Genomic DNA, 20,244 nt, shown 5'->3' on the forward strand with positions numbered 1-20,244 from the left:
CCGTGGCGCCCCGCCCGCACAGGTCAGAACATGTGATGGATGCCGATGTTCGCGCCGACGGTCGTGCCCGTGACGCCGAACAGCGCGTTGTTGATCCCGAGCCCCGTATCCATCGCCCCGTGGTTGTTCACCAGCCCGACCTGCGCATACAGCGCGGTCGCCTTCGACAGGCCATAGCTCGTGCCGAGCGCGGCGAGCACCGAATGGTTGTGCGTGTCGTTGCGATCGCTCGTCACCCACACGCCGCCGTTGACGTCGACCGCAGGCGTCACCTGATAGTCGAGGCCGCCGCCATAGACGTTGTTGCTGAACGATCCGCCGACCTTGTAGCTCGTGAACGCGGCCTTCGCGGTGACGGGGCCGAAGCGGTACGCGGCGCCGATCGTGCGGCCGACGAAGGCGACCGTGCCGGGAACCGGCGTCGCTGCGGTGCCGCCGCCGTTGCCGTCGTAGAACGCCGCATTGAGCATGAAGCCGCCGTTCTCGTACTTGAGGCTTGCCGAATACTGGCGGCCCGCCTGGAAGTCGCCGGCCTTGCCGCCGAATGCGAACAGCGCGCTGCCGGTGAGCCCGTCGATCGTCGGGCTGGTATACGACACCGCATTCGCATTGAACAGCCCGGTGACGAGCACGTTGTCGACATAGTTGATCAGGCCGCTGCCGAAATGCGAGAAGCCGCGCGGGTCGGAGTCGAGCACCGCGAGCACGAACGGCGAGAATTGCAGGCCGGCCTTGATCTGGCCGTACCCGCTGTCGAGTCCGACCCACGCCTGGCGGCCGAAGAAGTTGCCGTTCGAATGGTTGAACGCGCCGTTGGTGACCGCGAAGCCGCTTTCGAGCTTGAAGATCGCCTTGAGGCCGCCGCCGAGATCCTCGGTGCCCGTCAGCCCGAAGGTCGTGGGCGTCATGCCGGTATCGGTCATCGCGAACTGATGGCCGGCATTCTGCCCGGTGGTCGAATCGAGCGTCTTGCTCGTGTACAGCAGCGCGGTGTCGAGGTTGCCGTACAGCGTCACGCTGCTCTGCGCGAAGGCGCCCGTGCTGGCGGCCGCGCCCAGCAGCGCCGCGCAGATCGTCCGTGTCCTGCTCTTCATCGTCTGTCTCCGTGTTGTTGAGTGTTGTATTACGTATCGCTAATCAATATCGGGAAGCGCCCCGGGAGTGCGCCGCCCGAATGCCGTGCCGTTGGGGCGGCACGGTGTCACCCGGTGCGGGACGATCAAACGCAACTTGCATGCCAGTCGCGGCGCGCGGCTGGTCGATGCGCGACGAAAGCGTTCCGGCCGCGGCTTGTGCGATCGGTCGCGCGGGCCGTCGAGACGCGGGAAGCGCCGCGGGTGGCGGGCCGTGGCGACGCATGCATGAGCCGGGCGGGACGACGGACGTGTTCGTGATCGTAAGGATCACGGAAGAAAGGCGATGTGCGAGGTCGGTCGGAACCACACCGGCTGCACGCGTTTCATTGCGACGGTGCGCCGAAATGCATCAACGGCTGTTGCAGGGATCAACAGGCGCGGCGTCGCGCGCGCTGTCGATCGGCGTCACGCCATGAACGAGCGCAAGCCGTGCAGCGCGCCGGATGCGCGAATGCGCTCGAGCGCCGACGCCTCGATCTGCCGGACGCGCTCGGCAGACAGGTTCAGTTGCCGGCCGATGTCGCGCAGCGACACACCGTCGGCCGTGCCGATGCCGTAGCGCAGGCGCAGCACCGTCGCCTCGCGCGCCGGCAGCCCGCCGAGCGTGGCGGCCATCGCGGCGCGCAGCTGCGTTGCCGCGGCCGCGTCTTCCGGCAGCGGCGTGGCCTGGTCCGGCACGACCTCGCCGAACGTCATGTCGCCATCCGGCGACACGGGCACGTCGGTCGATACCGGCTCCCTGACGATCGCCATCAGGTCGAGCACCTTCGCAAGCGGCAGATCCATCCGGTCGGCCAGCTCGGCAGGCGTGGCGGCGACGCCCGCACGCTGCACGTGGTCGCGGGCGATGCGCGCGAGCTTGTTGACGGCGTCCACCGTATGCGCGGGCACGCGAATCGTCCGGCCGAGATCCGCGAGCGCATGCGTGATCGCCTGCCGGATCCACCACGTTGCATAGGTCGAGAACTTGAAGCCGCGGCGATGATCGTAGCGCTCGACGGCCTTCAGCAAGCCGATGTTGCCTTCCTGGATCAGGTCGGGCAACGGCAGTCCGCGATCGGGATAGCGCTTCGCGATCGACACGACGAGGCGCAGGTTCGACTTGACCAGCTTCGTCCGCGCCGGGCGCGTCGCGCGTTCGATCCGTTCGATGCGCGCGTCGAGGGCCGCGATCGTGTCGGGCGGCAGGTCCGGCGAACGCGCCAGCATTCGTTCGACCGCCCGCGCGGAGAAGCGCAGCGTGCCGAGCAGCGTGGCGGATTCGCGGCACAGCGACAGATACGCGGGCGATGCGGCGCCATGCGTGCGCACGGCGTCGCGCATCGCGGCCGCCAGCGCGGCGACGGCGGCGAGGCGTTCGATCACGGCGCTGCGCGTTGCGGGACAGTCGCGGTCGCTGGCGTCGTCGTCCGGCTCGGCCAGGTACGCGTCTGCGCCCGGTGCCTGCGGCCGGGCATCGCCCGCATCGACGAGGCCGGTCACGTAGGCCGATGCGGGCGCGCGGCGCTCGACGATGTCCCGATGGATCGCCGACAGCACGTCAAGCGCCGCCGGATCGCCGCTCAACGCATCGATGCACGCGGCGCGGCCCGCTTCGAGCTGCCGTGCGAGATCGATCTCGTCGTCGCGCTCGAGGAGCGGTGTCGCGCCCATCTCGCGCAGGTAGAGCCGCATCGGGTCGGTCGTGCGCGGCGCGAGCAGGTCGAGCGCGGCGACGGCGCCCGCGCCGTCGGGCCACGCGGGCGAGCGTGCGGCCGGCGAGAAATGGCGGTCGAGCGCCCAGCCGCCACGCGCGTCGACGGCGTCGTGCACCGCAATGCCGAGTTCGCCGAGTGTCGAAGCCGCGGCTGCGATGCCGGCGTCGTCGGCGTCCTCGTCGGGCAGCGCGTCGACGATGTCGCCGCGCGTCACGAATCCGCGCGCGAGACCGGTCGCGATCAGCGCATGCAGGCGCGGCGCGGCGCCGTCCGGCGCATCGCGCTCGGCGCCGGCCAGTGCGTCGACGTGCTGGCCGGGCGCCACGCCGTGCCGGCCGCCGTCGGCGGCCAGCGGTGCGCACGCGTGGCCGACTTCGTGCGCCGCCCGATCGCGTGCGCGGTCAGGCCCGCTTCGCATACACGTTGCACCAGCCTTCGGCGGCAACGAGCTTGCCCGCGAACATTGGGCACGTGCCGGTCGCATCGGACGCGCCGCCGCTGTAGAAGCGGCAGTTCGCGCAACGCTGGCCGGGCTGGTACTTCGGGAATTGCGCGGCATCGACGGTCGACGCCTTCGCGCGATAGCCGAGGGTCTTGGCGCTGGCGTCGGCTTCGTCGACGACGGGCGGCGCGGCGAGTGCGGTGCGCGCGGCGGCGAGCGTGGCGCACAGGCCGATCGTGCGGACGATGAAGGTTCTGCGAGTCTGGACAGTCACTTTGGTTTCCTGATGAATGAACAATGGCGATCGAACGAGGCGCGACGCTGAAGCGCGCGCCGCGTCCGCTTACTGGCTGGCTTCCTTGTGACCGGCGGGGCCGACGACGAGCGGCGTCGTCGATGCGCGCGCCGCATCGGCGGTCAGCTTGTCCTTGCCGGGCAGGTAGCCGTTCGACGACAGCAGGAACGCCATCAGGTCGGCATACTCTTCGTCCTTCATCTTGCCCGGCTGGTCGGCGGGCATGTTGGTGGACATGTAGCCGAAGATGCCGCCGATCGTCAGGTGCGAGTGGGACAACGGCGCGAACGACGGGCCGCTCAGCGCGGGCGCCGTATTGCCTTCGAGGTTCGCGCCGTGGCATTTCGCGCACGCGTCGCCGTACAACTGCTTGCCATGCGCAACCTGCGCGGCATCGAATGCCGGCGCGTCGCCGCCGGTGCCGGCCGCTACCTTGATGAAGCCGCCCGCGGCGGCCGTGCCGCGCACCGCGACGACGGCGGCGCGCAGCCGGCCGGCGGACGCGACCGCGCCGTCGAGAAAGCGCGGCGCCGCATGCGTGTCGCGCGCTTCCTGGGCGTTGTCGGGCAGCGTCCACTTGCGGGTCAGCGCGGCGAGACGGCCGTTGTCCTTCATGCGCGACAAGGCCGCGTCGACGCGCTGCTGCAGCTCGGCCGAGCGCGCGCCGAACGCGAACACGAGCTGCCAGCCTGCGTACGGCGACGACGTCGGCCCGATGCGGAACGCCTGTTTCGGATGCGCGGCCTGGTACGCGACGACCGCCGGATACCAGACGATCGCGCGCTGCGCGCGGCCGGTCGCCACCGCATCGACGGTGCGCTCGGACGTGTTCTCGAGATCGAAGCGCACGTTCTGCTGCTGCACCGCGATCAGCTGCGCGGGGCTCGCATAGGTGGCCGCGACGACTTCCTTGCCGGCCGGCGCCGTGCGAGCGTGGCGCAGCGCGACGCTGACGTAGCCGGAACGCAGGTAGCCCTGCGAGAACAGCAGCGTGGTATCCGACGCGTCGGCGATCGCCGAGCGCGGGAAGCCCGCGATCACGTCGCAGTGGCGGTCGAGCGACTTGACGAGCTCGTGCGCGGAGATGCCGTCGTCGTCGTCGCCGCCGTCGATGCCGCGGGTGCTGAAGGTCGCCGCGATGCCCGCAAGGCGGAACGCTTCGCGGGCGACCGCGGTGTCGAGCGCGGCCGTCGGCGTGCCGGGCAGCGAGCAGACGCGGACCGTGGCCGCGGCCGCGGCGGGCGCAGGCGTCAGGGCCGCGCCGGCCGCGAGCGCGCAGGCCGCAGCGAGAGGAATGAGTCGAGTGTTCATGATCGTGCGCTCAGGTCAAAAACGGGGAGGGGCGCCCGCGTGAGGCGGGTGCGGGCGCGAGGTGGCCGGGCGGCGAGGCTCAGCTGTGGTCGAGGGCGAACACGTACAGCGTGCCGCCGCGCGGCACGTCTTCCGCCGCCTTGGCCATCGGGCCGCCCCAGATCGGGTTGGCGCCGCCGTAGCCGGCGAGGACCGCGACGTATTCCTTGCCGTCCACCTCGAACACGGACGGCTGCGCGATGATCCCGCTCGCGAGCTGCGGGCTTTCCCACAGCACCTTGCCGGTCGCTACGTCGAACGCGTACAGGTGGCCGTCGAGCGAGCCGCTGAACGCGAGGCCGCTGGCCGTCGTCGCGACGCCGCCGTTCCACGGCAGCTTGCTCCAGTGGCTCCACACTTTCTTGCCGGTGTTCACGTCGATCGCCTGCAGCTCGCCGTAGCCTTCGCTGCCGGGCTCGGGCTTGATCTCGAAGCCTTCGCCGAGATACGGCAGCCCTTCCATGTAGTTCACCGACTTGCCGGACAGGCTCATGCACGCATGCAGCGACGGCACGATCGCCAGATGGCGCGCGGGATCGTAGGACACCGACCACCAGTTCTTGCCGCCGAGGAAGCTCGGGCACGTGTCGATCGTCGTGCCGACCTTCGGGTATTTCGCGGGATCCTGGATCGGCGCGCCGTCTTCCGTATAGCCGGTGACCGACGTGGCCTTCACGAACGGCTCCGCGTAGATCAGCTTGCCGGTATCGCGGTCGATCGCGTGGAAGTAGCCGTTGCGGTCCGCGTGGAGGATCGCGTCGCGCGACTTGCCCTTGTATTGAATCGTCGCGAGGATCGGCGTGTTGACGCCGTCATAGTCCCAGGTGTCGTGCTTCGTGTACTGGTAGTGCCACTTCAGGTCGCCGTTCTTCGGGTTCAGCGCGAGCAGCGAGTCGGAGTACAGGTTGTCGCCGGGGCGCAGGTCCGCGAGCCACGGCCCCGGATTGCCGACGCCCCAGTACAGCGTGCGCGTCGCGGCATCGTAGGTGCCGGTCAGCCAGGCGGGTGCGCCGCCGTGCGCCTGCATGCCGTCGGGCCACGTATCGGCATGCTTCTCGCCCTGGCCGGGGATCGTGAAGCGCTTCCACAACAGCGCACCGTCGTTCGGGCTCAGCGCGGCGATGAAGCCGCGCGCGCCGTACTCGCCGCCCGAACTGCCGACCACGATCGCGCCGTCGAGTGCGAGCGGCGCGAGCGAAAACGCGTAGCCGAGGCCCGGCTCGAACATCTGCTTCTTCCAGACGAGCGTACCCGTCTGCGCGTCGAGCGCGACCACTTCGCCGCTGAGCATCGCGACATAGACATTCTTGCCGTACAGCGCGACACCGCGGTTCACGACGTCGCAACACGCGGTCTTGAACGATTCGGCGCCGAGTTTCGGCTCGAATTTCCACAGCTGCGCACCGGTCGTCGCATCGAACGCGTAGACGTTGTCCTTCGGCGTCGTCACGAACAGGTAGCGGCCGTTGACGATCGGCGTCGCTTCGAAACCCTGCTTCAGCTCCGCAGGAAACTTGTAGCTCCACGCCTGCGTGAGGCGGTTCACGTTCGACGGGTCGATCTGCTTGAGCGGCGAATGCGACTGGCCGTTGTAGGTGCGGTAGTAGGTCAGCCAGCCCGGGTCGCGCTGCGCATCGGTCAAGCGCTGGTAGGTCACGGCCGGATAGTCGGCCGCCGCGGCGACGAGTCCGGGGTTCAGTGCGATGGCCGCTGCCGTCGCGATGCCGATCGCTGCCAGTCGGCTCGTCGAAGCCGAGAGTTTCTTCATGGTTGTCTCCTGAGTCATTGTGGTCGCACCGCCGCGAACGCATCGTCGCGCCGGCACGGGTGGGGATTCCGGGCCGAGTGCGATGCCATTCACGCAAGTCGCATGCCATCGCGTCGGAAAGGCCGCGCGACGCGGCGCATCGCCGAGTCGCGTGCGGTGGGGCGCCGCCGGCGGCGTGGCGCATCGCCGGCGCAGGTGTTGCATTCCGGTACACCGTTGCGTGCGAGGTGTTGCCAAACATCACAGGTGATGTGCCGACGGCCGGCGCAGTCGCGCATGCGGCGCGCCGGCGCACGCGCGCTGCGCTGGCATGCTTCTCGCTGTTCGTGAGCGCGGAAGACCGCGTCGTGCGGCCACGACGTCGCACGCAAAAAACGATTACGGAGACAGACCTCGATGATCAGGAGACCAAAGACACCGGCACGGCGCAGCCCGCCGCCGATGCGTCGACGCACGCGCCGGGTCGGCGCCGCGCTCGGCGCGATCGCGCTGTTCGGCCTGGCGCCGGACGCGGTTCGCGCGCAGCAGCATGCGGGCGACGACGCGGCGGCGGGCGGCGCACCGCAAGCGGCGGCGACGGTCACGCTGCCGGCAGTGGTCGTCGTCGGCACGACGCCGCTGCTCGGCATCGGCACGCCGCTGTCGAAGGTGCCGGCGAACGTGCAGACCGTGCGCGCAGCGGCGCTCGACGCGCAGCACCGGATGACGCTGGCCGACTACTTTGCCGCGAACCTGCAGAGCGTGACGATCTCGGATGCGCAGGGCAATCCCTACCAGGCCGATCTCAACTATCGCGGCTTCACTGCGTCGCCGCTGCTCGGCACGCCGCAGGGCCTGTCGGTGTTCGTCGACGGCGTGCGCGTCAACGAGCCGTTCGGCGACGTCGTGAACTGGGACATCCTGCCGATGCAGGCGATCGACCGGATGCAGCTGATTCCCGGCTCCAATCCGGTATACGGCCGCAATACGCTCGGCGGCGCGCTCGCGATCACGACCAAGAACGGCAAGTCGAGCCCGGGCGGCGAGGCGGAGGTGTCGGGCGGCTCGTGGGGCCGCGTCGGCGGGTCGGTCGAGCAGGGCGGCACGATCGGGTCGAACCTCGACTATTACGCGACCGCGAACGTCGCGCACGACGGCGGGTGGGCGGATCACAACGAAAGCCGCGTGCGGCAGGTGTTCGGCAAGCTGCGCTATACCGATGCCGACACCACGCTGTCGGTCGCCGCGGGCGGTGCGGACAACGCGCTGTACGGCAGCCAGACGATCCCGCGCTCGTTTCTCGACAACCGGAAGCAGGCGTATACGTATCCCGACCTGAACCGCAACAGCGCCGCCTACCTGACGCTGTCGGGCGACCACTTCTTCAGCGATCACGTCGAGCTGAGCGGCAACCTGTATTACCGGCACCTGCGCAATACCAATACCAGCAGCAACAACAACACCGACTATGGATCGGTCGACGACGACGGCGGCGTCGACACGCTGCAGGGCAGCAACGCGCAGTCGACGATCGTCACCGACAGCTACGGCGGCAGCCTGCAGCTGACGCTGCTCGGCAAGCTGTTCGGGCTGTCGAACCAGCTGGTCTCGGGCGTCGCCGTCGATGTCGCGAATTCGAGCTATGTCGCGTCGTCGCAGGACGCCTACTTCACCGACACGCGCGCGGCGGTCGGCATCGGCGGTTTCGTGCCGCGGACCGACGCGAACACGCGCAATGCGAACCTCGGCATTTACGTGAGCGATGCGTTGTCGCTCACGCCGCACTGGACGCTGACGCTGTCGGGCCGCTACGATCGTTCGCGCTCGAAGATCGGCGACGAGAGCGGCGTGCAGCCGCTGCTCGACGGCGACCACACGTTCTCGCGCTTCAATCCGGCGGTCGGGCTGAACTGGAATCCGGTTCCCGGCTTCACCGCGTATGCGACCTACAACGAGGGGATGCGTGCGCCCACCGCGATCGAGCTTGCGTGCGCGGACCCGGCCGCGCCGTGTTCGCTGCCGAACGACTTCGTCGCCGATCCTGCGCTCAAGCCGGTGATCTCGAAGACCTTCGAGGCCGGCATGCGCGGCCGCATCGGCGCGGCTACGACGTGGAGCGCCGCCGCGTACCGCACGACGCTGACCGACGATATCGCGTTCATCAGCGACCCGGCGAGCGCGCAGGGCTATTTCCGCAATGTCGGCGACACGCGGCGCCAGGGCATCGAGCTGGCGGGCCGCACGCAGTTCGGGCCGCTCGGCGTCGGGCTCTCGTACAGCTATGTCGATGCGACCTATCGCTCGTCGTGGACCGAACGCAGCCCGGCGAACTCGGCTGCCGACGCCAGCGGCAACGTGACCGTGAAACCCGGCGACCGCATCCCCGGCATTCCGGCGCATACGGTCAAGCTGCGGCTCGACTACGCGGCGACGCCGAGCTGGGACATCGGAATGAACGCCACCTGGCGCAGCGGTGTCTATGCGCGCGGCGACGAGAACAACCAGGACGCGAACGGCCGGATCGCCGGCTATCTGCTCGTCGATCTCGACATGCGCTACCGGATCACGAAGCGCTTCGAGGTGTTCGCGAGCGTGACCAATCTGTTCGACAAGCGCTACGCGAGCTTCGGCGTGCTCGGCCAGAATTTCTTCAATGGTCCGAACCATACGTTCGATGGCGCGCAGCCGGTCAACGAGCAGTTCGTCGGACCCGGGGCGCCGCGCGGCGCGTGGGTCGGCGTGCGTTATGCGTGGGACTGACGGCGGCGCGGCCGCATGCCGCGCCGGCGTTGCGCGTTGTGTCGAGGCGCGATCACGCGGCGGCGGGCGCGGCGAACATCGCGGCGAGTGCGCGCGCGACGCTGCGCGCGAGCGGTGGATCGCCGGCGAGATGGCCGGCCGGCACGCGCTCGATGCGGGCGGCGCGCACCGCGCGCCGCAGCCGCGCGACGTTGTCGACCGGGCACACGGGATCGCGCGTGCCGTGCGCGGCGAACAGCGGCACGCCGGCGTCCGCGGCGCGGCGCGCCAGCGCGAGCAGCCGGCGTTCGCCGAGCCAGCAGTCGTGTTGCAGGTAATGGGCCTGGATCCGGTACTTGTCGATCAGCCGGTTCACGGTTCGCCGCGAGCGGATCGCGCGCGCACGCGTGCGGCGCGTGAACGAAGAAGCGAGCAGTGCGCTCTCGTACGCATGCCACGCGAGCGCGACTTCGCGCTGCCGGGCCGCGCTCGCGCCACGCCGCAGGCGTCGTGCGCAGCACCACAGCAGGCGAGCGGGCCGCCGGCATCCGGCGGCGTCGCACAGGCGTCGCCATTCGCGCGGCGCGCGCGTGCGCGACTGCACGAACAGCCCGCGCACTTCGCGCGCGGACGTCAGGAACAGCCCGCGCAGCACGACGCCGGTCACGCGATCGGGACAGGCGCCGGCATACGCGAGCGCCAGCGCCGCGCCCCACGATCCGCCGACGACGCCCCAGCGCGCGATGCCGAGCCGTTCGCGGATCGCTTCGAGATCGCCGATCAGCCGCGCGGTGTCGTTGTGGCGCGTGCCGCCGCGCGGCGCCGAGCGGCCCGCGCCGCGCTGGTCGACGAGCACGACGCGCGTGCGCGTCAGGTCGAACAGGCCGAGGATGCCGGGCTGGCTGCCGCTGCCGGGCCCGCCGTGCAGCACGACGACCGTGTGACCGTTCGCAGCGCCGACCACCGCGTACGCGATCGAGTGCGCGTCGCGGCGCAGGCGCCGATAGGCGAGGACGGGAGAAGCGGGAAGCGGCGTCATGTCGATGGCGTGCGGGGAAAGGGCGTAACTGTGGGCCGGCCGTGCGCGCGGGGCGGCGACCGGATTGGATCCTGCTCAAAGCCAGAATCGGGCCAGCCGTGAAGATCGGGAGAGGCATCGGCGGCTGCGCGCCGGGTCCCTGACATCGCGCTGCACCGCACGCGGTTTCTTGCATTTATCTTTCAGTGCGACGCGTATTGCACGATGGCAAAACCATGGCCCGATGTTTGCTTGCCATCACGACAAAGAGTCCGGCAGATGACCGGAAGGATCCCCCGGAGGAGACAATGCGCGATGACGTACATCAGGCGGCCGGATCACAGGCAACGCTTTCCGCTGGCTGGCCCCCGCCGTCGATCCAGAAAGCCCACGAGCGCTCCGAGACGTTCGGCCTGCGCGTGTCCGAGCGACCCGACTACGATGTGCTGTCGAACGCCGGCCTGGTGCTGAAGCGCGAGCAGAACCGCGTGCTGTGCGTGCATGCGATGCCGGTGATGGAGACGCTGCACGAGCAGATCGTCAATACGCAGAGCATGATCGTGCTGACCGACGCCGAAGGGCTGATCCTGCACTCGATCGGCGACGACGACTTCCTGCGCCGCGCGGAGAAGGTCGCGCTGCGGCCGGGCGCGAACTGGGCGGAGAACCGGCAGGGCACCAACGCGATCGGCACCGCGCTCGCCGAGCTGTGCCCGATGGTCGTCCACGGCGACCAGCACTTCCTGGCCGCGAACCGCTTCCTGACCTGTTCGAGCGTGCCGATCCTCGACCCGTACGGCGACGCGATCGGCGTGCTCGACGTGACGGGCGACCATCGCAGCTACCACCAGCACACGATGGCGCTCGCGAAGATGTCGGTGCAGATGATCGAGAATCACCTGTTTACGACGACCTTTCAGGAGACGCTGCAGGTGTCGTTCCATGGCCGCCCGGAGTTTCTCGGCACGCTGATGGAAGGCATCGTCGCGTTTACGGCCGACGGCCGCTTCCTGTCCGCGAACCGCAGCGCGCAGTTCCAGCTCGGGATGCCGCTTGCCGCGCTGCGTGCGCATACGCTGTCGTCGCTGTTCGACGTCACCAGCGCGCAGCTGATCGATCGGATGCGGATGAGTACCGCGCCGCACCAGACGCTGAATCTCTGCAACGGCGCGGTGGTCTGCGCGCGCGTGCATTTCCGGCGCGCGACGCTGGCCGAGGGCAGCCGCCCGACGGGCGTGCACGACACGGGCGCGCCGGCGGCACGCGCGCCGGCCGCGACGGCGCCGGCCGCGCAGCAGCCGGCGGCCGGCCTGTCGCGGCTCAATTACCTCGACACCGGCGATCCGCAGGTCGCGTCGGTGATCGCGAAGGTGCACAAGGTGCTCGGCAAGGACATCCCGATCCTGATCACCGGCGAGACCGGCACCGGCAAGGAACTGCTCGCGCAGGCGATCCACAACGATTCGCCGCGGCGCGACGGGCCGTTCGTCGCGGTCAACTGCGCATCGATTCCGGAGACGCTGATCGAGTCCGAGCTGTTCGGCTACGAGGAAGGCGCGTTCACCGGCGCGCGCCGCAAGGGCGCGATCGGCAAGCTGCTGCAGGCGAACGGCGGCACGCTGTTCCTCGACGAGATCGGCGACATGCCGTATCCGCTGCAGATGCGGCTGCTGCGCGTGCTGCAGGAGCGCCTCGTGAATCCGCTCGGCTCGACCAAGACGATCGCGGTGGACATCTCGATCATCTGCGCGACGCACCGCGACCTGCGCGAGATGATTGCGCAGAACCGCTTCCGCGAGGATCTGTACTACCGGCTGAACGGCCTCGTGGTGCGCCTGCCGCCGCTGCGTGACCGCACGGATCTCGCGATCGTCGTGCAGAAGATGCTGCAGCGGGAAACCTTCGCGGGCGCCGGCCGGCCGCTGAGCGTCGCGCCGGAAGTGATGGCGCTGTTCGTGCGCAGCAGCTGGCCCGGCAACTTCCGGCAGCTCGGCAACCTGCTGCGCACGGCCGCGGCGATGGTCGACGACGACGGCGAGATCCGGCGCGAACACCTGCCCGACGACTTCTTCGACGACCTGCCCGACGTCGATGCGCAGCCCGCGCACGACGCGCCCGCGGCCGCGCCCGCGCCCGGTGCGGCGGACGCCGCCCCGTTCGGCGATACGCGCCTGCAGGATGTCGCCGCGTCGGCGATCGCGGCCGCGCTGGCCCGCCACGGCGGCAACGTGTCCGCGGCGGCGCGCGCGCTCGGCGTGTCGCGCAATACGATCTACCGGAAGATGCCGGCGGCCGAACCGGGCCGGCTGGCGCGCGACGAAAGCTGACGCGCAACGGGCCGGCATCCGCGGCCGCGTACCGCCGTATTTGTCGGTTCGCCAGGCCGGCCTCTGTCACAGCCGGTGTGTCAGGATGCAACACCGGTGTTCAATGATTCAACACCTGTCACGGCTGCCGCGCGCGATGCGGACCGGGCGATGCGGCGCGTGCGCCCGCGTTCTGTCGGCAGATCGTAAGGATTCCGTCCCGATGCCCGGGCGACGGCCCTGCGCCGCGCCGCAATGCGCCGGATGCGCGACCGGCACGCTCCTTGCTGAAGAAGAACCGACCGCTCGACTGGCGCGGTTCCTCGACTCACCAACTCAACAAGGAGACACATCATGCAGTGGACGACCCCGTCTTACACCGACCTGCGCTTCGGCTTCGAAATCACGATGTACATCGCCAACCGCTGATCGACGCGCGAGACGCCGTTCGTGCCGCACACGCGGCGCGGACGGCCTCGGAACCGGACGCTCATGAAGATCAAGATACTCGGCTCGGGGGCCGGCGGCGGCCTGCCGCAGTGGAACTGCAACTGCGCGAACTGCCGGCGCGCGCGCAGCGGCAGCGGCCATGTGCTGCCGCGCACGCAATCGTCGATCGCGGTCAGCGACGACGGCGTCGACTGGGTCCTCGTCAACGCGTCGCCCGACATCCTTTCCCAGCTGCGCGCGGATCCGGACCTGCAGCCCGCGCGCGCGATTCGCGACAGCGGCATCGCCGCCGTGGTGCTGTGCGATGCGCAGATCGATCACGTGACCGGCCTGCTGATGCTGCGCGAGCGTTCGACGCCGCTGCCGCTGTATGCGAGCGCGCCGGTGCTCGACGACCTGTCGACCGGGCTGCCGCTGGTGCCGCTGCTCGGTCATTACTGCGGCGTCGACGCGCACCCGATCGCGCTCGGCGAGCCGTTCGCGGTGCCGGCGACGCCCGGGATCCGCTTCACCGCGATTCCGGTCGACAGCAAGGCGCCGCCGTATTCGCCGCGGCGCGCATCGGCCGCGCCCGGCGACAACGTCGCGCTGTCGATCGAGGACCTTGCGAGCGGCCGGCGTGCGTTCTATGCGCCGGGCCTCGCCGCGATCACCGACGACGTGCGCGCCGCGATGGAGCGCGCCGATCTCGTGCTGGTGGACGGCACGTTCTGGACCGGCACCGAGATGATCGACCTCGGGCTGTCGGCGAAGCACGCGGCGGACATGGGCCATCTCGCGCAGTGCGCGGAGGCCGGCCGTCCCGGCATGATCGACTGGCTCGATATGCTGCCCGCGCAGACGCGCAAGGTGCTCACGCACATCAACAACACGAATCCGATTCTCGACCCGCATTCCGTCGAGCACGCGCAGCTGCGCGCGCACGGCATCGACGTCGCGCACGACGGCATGCAATTCCAGGTATGACGATGAACGCACCGATCCCCGCTGCGGCGTTGCACGCGACGCCCTGGACCGCGACCGAGTTCGAGGCGCGCCTGCGCGCGCTCGAGTCGCGCTACCACATCCATCATCCGTTCAACCGGCGGCTCAACAGCGGCGCGTGTTCGCCCGCGCAGATCCGCGGCTGGGTCGCGAACCGCTTCTACTACCAGATCAGCATTCCGCTCAAGGATGCGGCGATCCTGTCGAACTGCCCCGATCGCGACACGCGGCGGCGCTGGATCCAGCGGCTGATCGATCACGACGGGCAGGGCGACAACGCGGGCGGCATCGAGGCATGGGTGCGGCTGGCTGAAGCGGTCGGCCTCGATCGCGACGCGCTGTGGTCGCTTGAACACGTGCTGCCCGGCGTGCGTTTCGCGGTCGACGCATACGTCAATTTCGCGCGGCGTGCGCCGTGGCAGGAAGCCGTGTGCTCGTCGCTGACCGAGATGTTCGCGCCGCAGATCCATCTCGACCGGCTGGCGGGCTGGCCGTCGCACTATCCGTGGATCGAGCCGGACGGGCTGCACTATTTCCGCAGCCGCGTGCCGCTCGCGCAGCGCGACGTCGAGCACGGGCTGGCCGTCACGCTGCAGCACTTCACGACGCCCGAGGCGCAGCAGCGCGCGCTCGGCATCCTGCAATTCAAGCTCGACATTCTGTGGTCGATCCTCGACGCAGTCGAAAAGGCCTATCCCGCATGAACGCGATCGATGCCGTCAGCGGCGTGCCGCTGCGCCCCTGCCTGAGGGGCATGTACCGCCTGCAATGGGAGGCGGCCCAGGATGCCTACGTGCTCCTCTATCCGGAAGGAATGGTCAAGCTCAACCCGAGCGCGGGCGAGATCCTGCTGCGCTGCGACGGCACGCGCGAGCTGGACGACATCATCGGCGAGCTGGAGCAGTTGTTCAGCCAGTCGGACCTCGCGACCGACGTCTACCGGTTCCTCGATCATGCACGCCTGCGCGGCTGGCTCGACTGACATGACGGCCGACCTCGATCGTCCATCGGCGCCGCTGTGGCTGCTCGCGGAACTCACGTACCGCTGCCCGCTGCACTGCGCGTTCTGCTACAACCCGGTCGATTTCGCGAAGCACGGCGCGGAACTCGATACCGACGCATGGCGTACCGTCATCAGCGATGCGCGCGCGCTCGGCGCCGCGCAGATCGGCTTCTCGGGCGGCGAGCCGCTGCAGCGCGACGACCTCGAGACGCTCGTCGAACATGCGCGCGGCCTCGGCTTCTACACGAACCTGATCACGTCGGGCATCGGGCTGAATGCGGCGCGCATCGAACGGCTCAAGGCCGCCGGGCTCGACCATATCCAGTTGTCGCTGCAGGACTCGACGCGCGAGCTGAACGATTTCCTGACCAGCACGCGCACCTTCGAGCTGAAGCGCAGCGTCGCGCGGCTCATCAAGGCGCACGACTATCCGATGGTGCTGAACTGCGTGCTGCATCGCTACAACCTCGCGCACGTGGACCGCATCATCGAGATGGCGCTCGACCTCGGCGCGGATTACCTGGAACTCGCGAACACGCAGTACTACGGCTGGGCGATGCTGAACCGCGACCAGCTGATGCCGACCGCGGAACAGTTGCGCGACGCGGAGGACACCGTCAATCGCTATCGCAAGATGGTCGGCGAGCGCTGCCGGATCCTGTTCGTCGTGCCCGACTATTTCGAGCAGCGGCCGAAGGCCTGCATGAACGGCTGGGGATCGGTGTTCCTCGGCGTCGCGCCGGACGGCACCGCGTTGCCGTGCCATGCCGCGCGCGGGTTGCCGGGGTTGGCGCTGCCGAACGTGCGCGACCTTTCGCTGCGGGAGATCTGGTACGACAGCGACGCGTTCAATGCGTTTCGCGGCGACGGCTGGATGCGCGAGCCATGCCGCAGTTGCGACGAGCGGCATGTCGATCACGGCGGCTGCCGTTGCCAGGCCTACCTGCTGGCCGGCGATCCGACAGAGGCCGATCCGGTGTGCGCGAAATCCGCGCATCACGGGCAGGTCGAGCAGGCGGTGCGGTTCGCGCGCGAGCGCGTGCGAACCGATGTGCAGCCGCTGGTGTTTCGCAGCCGGGAGAATTCGCTGGCGCGTTGACCGGCGATGCGCGCGGCGCCAAGCGACGCACCTCGGAACGAGCGATGCGGCGTGCGCTTCGTGGCGGCCGAGCCGCGCGTTCGCGCGCACATGGATCGACGCGGGACGGAGGTGACGATGAGTACCACCGCGTTTGCCGTGCCGGGCGCGGCATCGGCGAGCGGCGAGGTCCGCACGCGCTTCGGTATGCGTGCGGCGCGCATCGCGGCGGTCGTCGCGACGGTATGCGCGCTGCATGCAACGCTGTTCGTGCTGCTCGCGCATCAGCCGACGACGCTGCGGCGCGTTTCGGTGCAGCCGCGCGTCATGATGGCGACGCTGATCGTGCCGACCACCGCAGCCCCGGCGGCCGCGCCGGACGCGATGACGGCGTCGCGCACGATGCAGCGAGCGAAGCCTGCGAGCGGGCCCGTGTCCGCTGTCGCGTCATCGGCGATACGGCCGCATCCGGTTGCGCGCGCGCGATCGCCGGCGCGTGATGCACACGGGCTCGCGCCGTCGCGGCCGGTCGCGCCGGACGTGCGCCAGCATGTCGCGCGAAACGATGCGGCGACCGACGCGCCGAACGCGCCGGCGGAGGTTCAACCGCAACCCCAATCCTCTTCCCGGCCGGCGCCCGAGACGGCTCCCGCACCGGCGGCGCCGCGTTTCGTCGCCCGTCCCGAATGCGCGCTGACGCAACCCGACTACCCGCCGCAGTCGCTGCGGGCGGGCGAGCACGGCACCGTGCTCGTCGAACTGGAAACCGATGCGGCCGGACATGTGGCCGCCGCGCATGTCGCCGCCGGCAGCGGCTACGCGCGCCTCGATGCGGCCGCGCGCGACGCGGTGCTGGCGAGCCGCTGCACGCCGTATCGCGAGAACGGGGTGCCGACGCCGATGCGTGCGCGCGTGCCGGTCAGGTTCGATCTCGACGATTGACAGGACACCTTGCCATCACGACCGACGGCATCGGTCACGGCAGAACGCAGCGCGCTCCGCTCGCGCGCCCGGTTGCCTGGCCGGACGTCGCTGCGCTGATGGAGTGACATCGTCACCCGTCGTCCGCCTTCGCCTGCAGATCCTTCAAGCCCTGAATCACGACCAGCAGCGCACGTCCGTGTTCGTCGGAGCCGTCCCACGCGTCGACGATCGCGTCGCGCAGCAGTTCGTTATAGCGGCGGCGCGACGGACCGATCTCGACGCCATAGAAAGTGCATAGCTTATTGAATGGCGCGCTGCGGCGCAGCCGACGCCCGTCCGACAGCCGCAGGCGCGACACGGTCGGCTGGCTGACCCCGGAAAGTCGCGCGATTTCGCTGGACGAACGCGTATCCGCCAGCAAGCAGCGTAACAGGTCTTGAACGGGAAAATCTTGGTCCGGGGCTTCCATGCGATGCATTATACCTATACAGTTACGGCTGTTGAATGGGCTTGCTGTCGCCGGCGAGGCTGTATCCCGAGAAAGTTGATGACACTGAAACACCTCCCTCCCACGTTCTGCTGGACAAAGATCGGTACCGAGTCCGGCGAGGAACTGCCGACCGTCGTGCTCCGCAAGGAATGGGAACGCCGGCTCGGAGGCGGTCGTTTTCTGTGGGGCATCAACCAGCCGCTCGGCAACAGCGCGCAGGTCGCCGCGCATCGCACCGGCTCGCTGCTCGCGCTGTTCTCGCCGGTCGCATCGCGCACGCGGGCGGGCGAGCGCAAGGATGCGCTGCTGTGGAATGCGTGGATCGACGCAAGCGGCCAGGTGCGGCCGCTGCCGCCGCATACGTTCATCGCGAGCCGCGCGAGGCTGCCGTCGGGCCGGCGTCGCGAGCAGCACTACGCGCTGGTATGCGCGTCGTCCACCGCGCTGACGGTCGGCACGCAGTTGCGCGTGTATCCGGATCACCTGCGCAGCGTCAGCACGGGCAAGCCGCTCGGCGTCGCGCAGGGCGCGGCCGTCGTCGATTGCGTCGGGCGCGCGAAGGAGCAGACCGGCAAGAGCTATCCGCTCGCGCTGTCGGTCGAGCTAGAAGCGCCGTATTTCGTGCGGCTCGCGCAGCCGTGCGTGCTGAAGGCGCGCGATCTCGCGGAGGTGAACAAGGCGACGCGCGCGGGCGATTTCGACCGCTTCGTCGAACTGGTCGCACGCTTGCGCGGCAAGTCGCCGACCGAGGCGGTGCGCGGCGTCACGCGCGACCTGTTCGACGTGCCGCCGATCGAAACGGCGGCCGCGTATGTCGCGCCCGCGCATGTCGCGCGTTTGCGCAGCCGTCCCGCGGCCGAGCATGCGCGCGGCCTGACCGGCGATCTGTTCGACCTGTCGCCGGGAGAGCCCGCGGCGTTCGGCGGCATCGCGCATCCGCGTATCGGGCGCGCATGACGCGCGCGCCGGTTCGGCGCGCAAGAATTTGTTGCAATCTCGCGATAGCGGTTCGGCGAGCGCAGAGGGACAATCGGGTCGAAGCGCGCCGCGCCGCACGATGGCCGATGCGTCGCCTGGCGGCGGAACCTGTCGTTCACGCCGCCGACATGCGCACCGCGCACACTGCGTCGGCCTGCTTCACTCAAGCAACCTGAGGGAGAAGTGTCGATGCCGAGTCACATCTGTTCGCGGGAAGCCCGGGCTGCGCAGCGCTTCGTCGAAGCGACGCGCAACGTCGATCAGGCGTTTCGCGCGGTGCGCGGCGAGCGCGACGACGAGCACGCGTCGGACGAATACGCACGCGCGATGTCGCGCCTCGATCGCGCGCTCGACGAACTGGCGCGTGCGCAGGAATTCTTCGACCGCGTGGTGAGCGCGGACGCGGCGCGCAGCCTCTGATTCCCGCACTTTCCGCTGTCGTCTCCGGCGCGTCGATCGACGCGCTTTCGTCATCCTGCCGGGCGATGCCGCGCGGCATGTCATTGTGTCGATCCCGACTGCGTGCGAGCGATAAGGTCGCGCGCGCCGCGCCGCGCCGCGCGCGCCGCGCGGTCAGACCTTCCGGCCTTCGACCGGATAGTTCGGATCCGTATAACCGTGCGTCGACGCATGCCCCGGCGGCACCAGCGCGTCGACGAAGCGTTCGTCGTCCGGGCCGAGTTCGAGCGCGAGCGCCTCGACATAGCTGTCCCAGTGCGCTTCGGTGCGCGGCCCCGCGATCGCCGCGCTGACCGCGCGATTGTTCAGCACCCACGCCAGCGCGAACGCGATCGACGTCGTGCCGCGCGCGGCCGCATGCGCGGCGACCTGCTGCGCGATCCGCAGCGATTCGGGCCGCCATTCCGTCTGCTGAATGCGCCGGTCGCCACGGCCTGCGCGCGAATCGGCGGGCGGCTGCCCGTCGGTTGCGTATTTGCCGGTCAGCACGCCGCGCGCGAGCGGGCTGTACGGCACGACGCCGATTCCGTAGTGTGCTGCCGCCGGCAGCTGCTCGACTTCGGCGCTGCGGTCGACGAGGTTGTACAGCGGCTCGCTCGCGACCGGCCGGTCGATGCCGAGCTGATCGGCGATGCGCACGATCTCGGCGATGCGCCAGCCGCGGAAGTTCGACAGCCCGTAGTAGCGGATCTTGCCTTGCCGGATCAGGTCGCCCACCGCGCGCAGCGCTTCCTCGAGCGGCGCGTCGGTCACCGCGCGATGGAAATAGAGGATGTCGATGTAATCGGTGCCGAGGCGCTTCAGGCTCGCATCGACGGCCTGGCAGATCCACTTGCGCGACTGGCCTTGCCGGTTCGGCCCGGCGTCCGGGCCGGCCGGGTAGCCGAACTTGGTCGCGACGACCCAGCTGTCGCGATGCGGCGCGATTGCGCGGCCGACGATCTCCTCCGAGCGTCCGGCGTGATAGACGTCGGCCGTGTCGATGAAATTGACGCCCTGGTCGAAGGCCTTGTCGATGATGCGGGTCGACGTTGCTTCGTCGGTCTCGCCGCCGAACATCATTGCGCCGAGACACAGCGGCGACACCTTGAGCGCGCTGCGCCCGAGATAGCGGTAATCCATGTGCATGCTCCATGCGGGCGCGCGCC

Annotated in this window: 18 protein-coding genes; 10 read left to right on the forward strand and 8 right to left on the reverse strand. The window is 69.5% G+C overall.

What is annotated here, in order from left to right; all coding sequences use genetic code 11:
- Positions 1-23: 23 nt before the first annotated feature.
- The 5 genes from WS57_RS02275 to WS57_RS02295 form a co-directional block, all read right to left on the reverse strand.
- A complete protein-coding gene (locus tag WS57_RS02275) occupies positions 24-1,094 on the reverse strand; it encodes a porin (RefSeq protein WP_069243686.1) in 1,071 nt (356 codons plus the stop codon).
- A 447-nt stretch (positions 1,095-1,541) separates the two neighbouring features.
- A complete protein-coding gene (locus WS57_RS02280) occupies positions 1,542-3,251 on the reverse strand; it encodes a sigma-70 family RNA polymerase sigma factor (RefSeq protein ID WP_081337574.1) in 1,710 nt (569 codons plus the stop codon).
- Positions 3,235-3,549 carry a high-potential iron-sulfur protein gene (locus tag WS57_RS02285; RefSeq protein ID WP_069244325.1) on the reverse strand — a complete coding sequence of 105 codons (315 nt, stop codon included), beginning with the start codon at positions 3,547-3,549 and terminating at the stop codon, positions 3,235-3,237. Before WS57_RS02285 ends, WS57_RS02280 begins: the two co-directional genes overlap by 17 nt.
- A gap of 69 nt (positions 3,550-3,618) precedes the next feature.
- The gene (locus WS57_RS02290; protein ID WP_069243687.1) at positions 3,619-4,881 is read right to left on the reverse strand and encodes a c-type cytochrome; all 1,263 of its coding nucleotides are present in this window, start codon (positions 4,879-4,881) and stop codon (positions 3,619-3,621) included.
- Between the two features lie 79 nt (positions 4,882-4,960).
- The gene (locus WS57_RS02295) at positions 4,961-6,688 is read right to left on the reverse strand and encodes a methanol/ethanol family PQQ-dependent dehydrogenase (protein ID WP_009687374.1); all 1,728 of its coding nucleotides are present in this window, start codon (positions 6,686-6,688) and stop codon (positions 4,961-4,963) included.
- A 396-nt stretch (positions 6,689-7,084) separates the two neighbouring features.
- Here WS57_RS02295 and WS57_RS02300 point away from each other — a divergent pair, with 396 nt between their 5' ends.
- Positions 7,085-9,427: a TonB-dependent receptor gene (locus WS57_RS02300; protein WP_069243688.1), complete on the forward strand. Its 2,343-nt coding sequence runs from the start codon at positions 7,085-7,087 to the stop codon at positions 9,425-9,427.
- Between the two features lie 52 nt (positions 9,428-9,479).
- Here WS57_RS02300 and WS57_RS02305 read toward each other — a convergent pair whose 3' ends face one another.
- Positions 9,480-10,445, reverse strand: a complete 966-nt coding sequence (locus WS57_RS02305) for an alpha/beta fold hydrolase (protein ID WP_059515165.1) — start codon at positions 10,443-10,445, stop codon at positions 9,480-9,482.
- 287 nt (positions 10,446-10,732) lie between these two features.
- On the opposite strand from WS57_RS02305, the gene WS57_RS02310 reads away from it, so the two are divergent.
- From WS57_RS02310 to WS57_RS02335, 7 genes are all read left to right on the forward strand, one after another.
- The gene (locus WS57_RS02310; protein ID WP_069243689.1) at positions 10,733-12,751 is read left to right on the forward strand and encodes a sigma-54-dependent Fis family transcriptional regulator; all 2,019 of its coding nucleotides are present in this window, start codon (positions 10,733-10,735) and stop codon (positions 12,749-12,751) included.
- 333 nt (positions 12,752-13,084) lie between these two features.
- Positions 13,085-13,159, forward strand: a complete 75-nt coding sequence (gene pqqA, locus WS57_RS35325) for a pyrroloquinoline quinone precursor peptide PqqA (RefSeq protein WP_006485436.1) — start codon at positions 13,085-13,087, stop codon at positions 13,157-13,159.
- Positions 13,160-13,222: 63 nt separating this feature from the next.
- Positions 13,223-14,146, forward strand: coding sequence for a pyrroloquinoline quinone biosynthesis protein PqqB (gene pqqB, locus WS57_RS02315; RefSeq protein ID WP_069243690.1), 924 nt, complete (start codon positions 13,223-13,225; stop codon positions 14,144-14,146).
- 2 nt (positions 14,147-14,148) lie between these two features.
- Positions 14,149-14,868, forward strand: a complete 720-nt coding sequence (gene pqqC / locus WS57_RS02320) for a pyrroloquinoline-quinone synthase PqqC (protein WP_009692127.1) — start codon at positions 14,149-14,151, stop codon at positions 14,866-14,868.
- Positions 14,865-15,146, forward strand: a complete 282-nt coding sequence (pqqD, locus tag WS57_RS02325) for a pyrroloquinoline quinone biosynthesis peptide chaperone PqqD (RefSeq protein WP_009692128.1) — start codon at positions 14,865-14,867, stop codon at positions 15,144-15,146. Before pqqC ends, pqqD begins: the two co-directional genes overlap by 4 nt.
- A gap of 1 nt (position 15,147) precedes the next feature.
- On the forward strand, positions 15,148-16,266 hold the full coding sequence (gene pqqE, locus WS57_RS02330) for a pyrroloquinoline quinone biosynthesis protein PqqE (protein WP_059479597.1): 1,119 nt from the start codon (positions 15,148-15,150) through the stop codon (positions 16,264-16,266).
- 117 nt (positions 16,267-16,383) lie between these two features.
- Positions 16,384-17,187 carry a TonB family protein gene (locus WS57_RS02335; RefSeq protein ID WP_167361714.1) on the forward strand — a complete coding sequence of 268 codons (804 nt, stop codon included), beginning with the start codon at positions 16,384-16,386 and terminating at the stop codon, positions 17,185-17,187.
- Positions 17,188-17,299: 112 nt separating this feature from the next.
- Here the strand turns inward: WS57_RS02335 and WS57_RS02340 are convergent, their stop codons facing one another.
- Positions 17,300-17,638 carry a helix-turn-helix domain-containing protein gene (locus tag WS57_RS02340; RefSeq protein WP_009688851.1) on the reverse strand — a complete coding sequence of 113 codons (339 nt, stop codon included), beginning with the start codon at positions 17,636-17,638 and terminating at the stop codon, positions 17,300-17,302.
- A gap of 78 nt (positions 17,639-17,716) precedes the next feature.
- Here WS57_RS02340 and WS57_RS02345 point away from each other — a divergent pair, with 78 nt between their 5' ends.
- Positions 17,717-18,616, forward strand: coding sequence for a hypothetical protein (locus WS57_RS02345; protein WP_009688852.1), 900 nt, complete (start codon positions 17,717-17,719; stop codon positions 18,614-18,616).
- Between the two features lie 210 nt (positions 18,617-18,826).
- Positions 18,827-19,057: a hypothetical protein gene (locus WS57_RS02350; RefSeq protein WP_009688853.1), complete on the forward strand. Its 231-nt coding sequence runs from the start codon at positions 18,827-18,829 to the stop codon at positions 19,055-19,057.
- Between the two features lie 153 nt (positions 19,058-19,210).
- Here the strand turns inward: WS57_RS02350 and WS57_RS02355 are convergent, their stop codons facing one another.
- Positions 19,211-20,218: an aldo/keto reductase gene (locus WS57_RS02355; protein ID WP_069243692.1), complete on the reverse strand. Its 1,008-nt coding sequence runs from the start codon at positions 20,216-20,218 to the stop codon at positions 19,211-19,213.
- Between the last annotated feature and the right edge of the window lie 26 nt (positions 20,219-20,244).

This window comes from Burkholderia pseudomultivorans (assembly GCF_001718415.1).
Classification (GTDB): Bacteria; Pseudomonadota; Gammaproteobacteria; order Burkholderiales; family Burkholderiaceae; genus Burkholderia; species Burkholderia pseudomultivorans_A.

Bases quoted from the DNA above. Each gene is read 5' to 3' on its own strand.
- WS57_RS02275 (WP_069243686.1), bottom strand. From the start codon at position 1,094: ATGAAGAGCAGGACACGGACGATCTGCGCGGCGCTGCTGGGCGCGGCC.
- WS57_RS02280 (WP_081337574.1), bottom strand. From the start codon at position 3,251: ATGCGAAGCGGGCCTGACCGCGCACGCGATCGGGCGGCGCACGAAGTC.
- WS57_RS02290 (WP_069243687.1), bottom strand. From the start codon at position 4,881: ATGAACACTCGACTCATTCCTCTCGCTGCGGCCTGCGCGCTCGCGGCC.
- WS57_RS02295 (WP_009687374.1), bottom strand. From the start codon at position 6,688: ATGAAGAAACTCTCGGCTTCGACGAGCCGACTGGCAGCGATCGGCATC.
- WS57_RS02300 (WP_069243688.1), top strand. From the start codon at position 7,085: ATGATCAGGAGACCAAAGACACCGGCACGGCGCAGCCCGCCGCCGATG.
- WS57_RS02305 (WP_059515165.1), bottom strand. From the start codon at position 10,445: ATGACGCCGCTTCCCGCTTCTCCCGTCCTCGCCTATCGGCGCCTGCGC.
- WS57_RS02310 (WP_069243689.1), top strand. From the start codon at position 10,733: ATGCGCGATGACGTACATCAGGCGGCCGGATCACAGGCAACGCTTTCC.
- pqqB (WP_069243690.1), top strand. From the start codon at position 13,223: ATGAAGATCAAGATACTCGGCTCGGGGGCCGGCGGCGGCCTGCCGCAG.
- pqqC (WP_009692127.1), top strand. From the start codon at position 14,149: ATGAACGCACCGATCCCCGCTGCGGCGTTGCACGCGACGCCCTGGACC.
- pqqD (WP_009692128.1), top strand. From the start codon at position 14,865: ATGAACGCGATCGATGCCGTCAGCGGCGTGCCGCTGCGCCCCTGCCTG.
- pqqE (WP_059479597.1), top strand. From the start codon at position 15,148: ATGACGGCCGACCTCGATCGTCCATCGGCGCCGCTGTGGCTGCTCGCG.
- WS57_RS02335 (WP_167361714.1), top strand. From the start codon at position 16,384: ATGAGTACCACCGCGTTTGCCGTGCCGGGCGCGGCATCGGCGAGCGGC.
- WS57_RS02340 (WP_009688851.1), bottom strand. From the start codon at position 17,638: ATGGAAGCCCCGGACCAAGATTTTCCCGTTCAAGACCTGTTACGCTGC.
- WS57_RS02345 (WP_009688852.1), top strand. From the start codon at position 17,717: ATGACACTGAAACACCTCCCTCCCACGTTCTGCTGGACAAAGATCGGT.
- WS57_RS02350 (WP_009688853.1), top strand. From the start codon at position 18,827: ATGCCGAGTCACATCTGTTCGCGGGAAGCCCGGGCTGCGCAGCGCTTC.
- WS57_RS02355 (WP_069243692.1), bottom strand. From the start codon at position 20,218: ATGGATTACCGCTATCTCGGGCGCAGCGCGCTCAAGGTGTCGCCGCTG.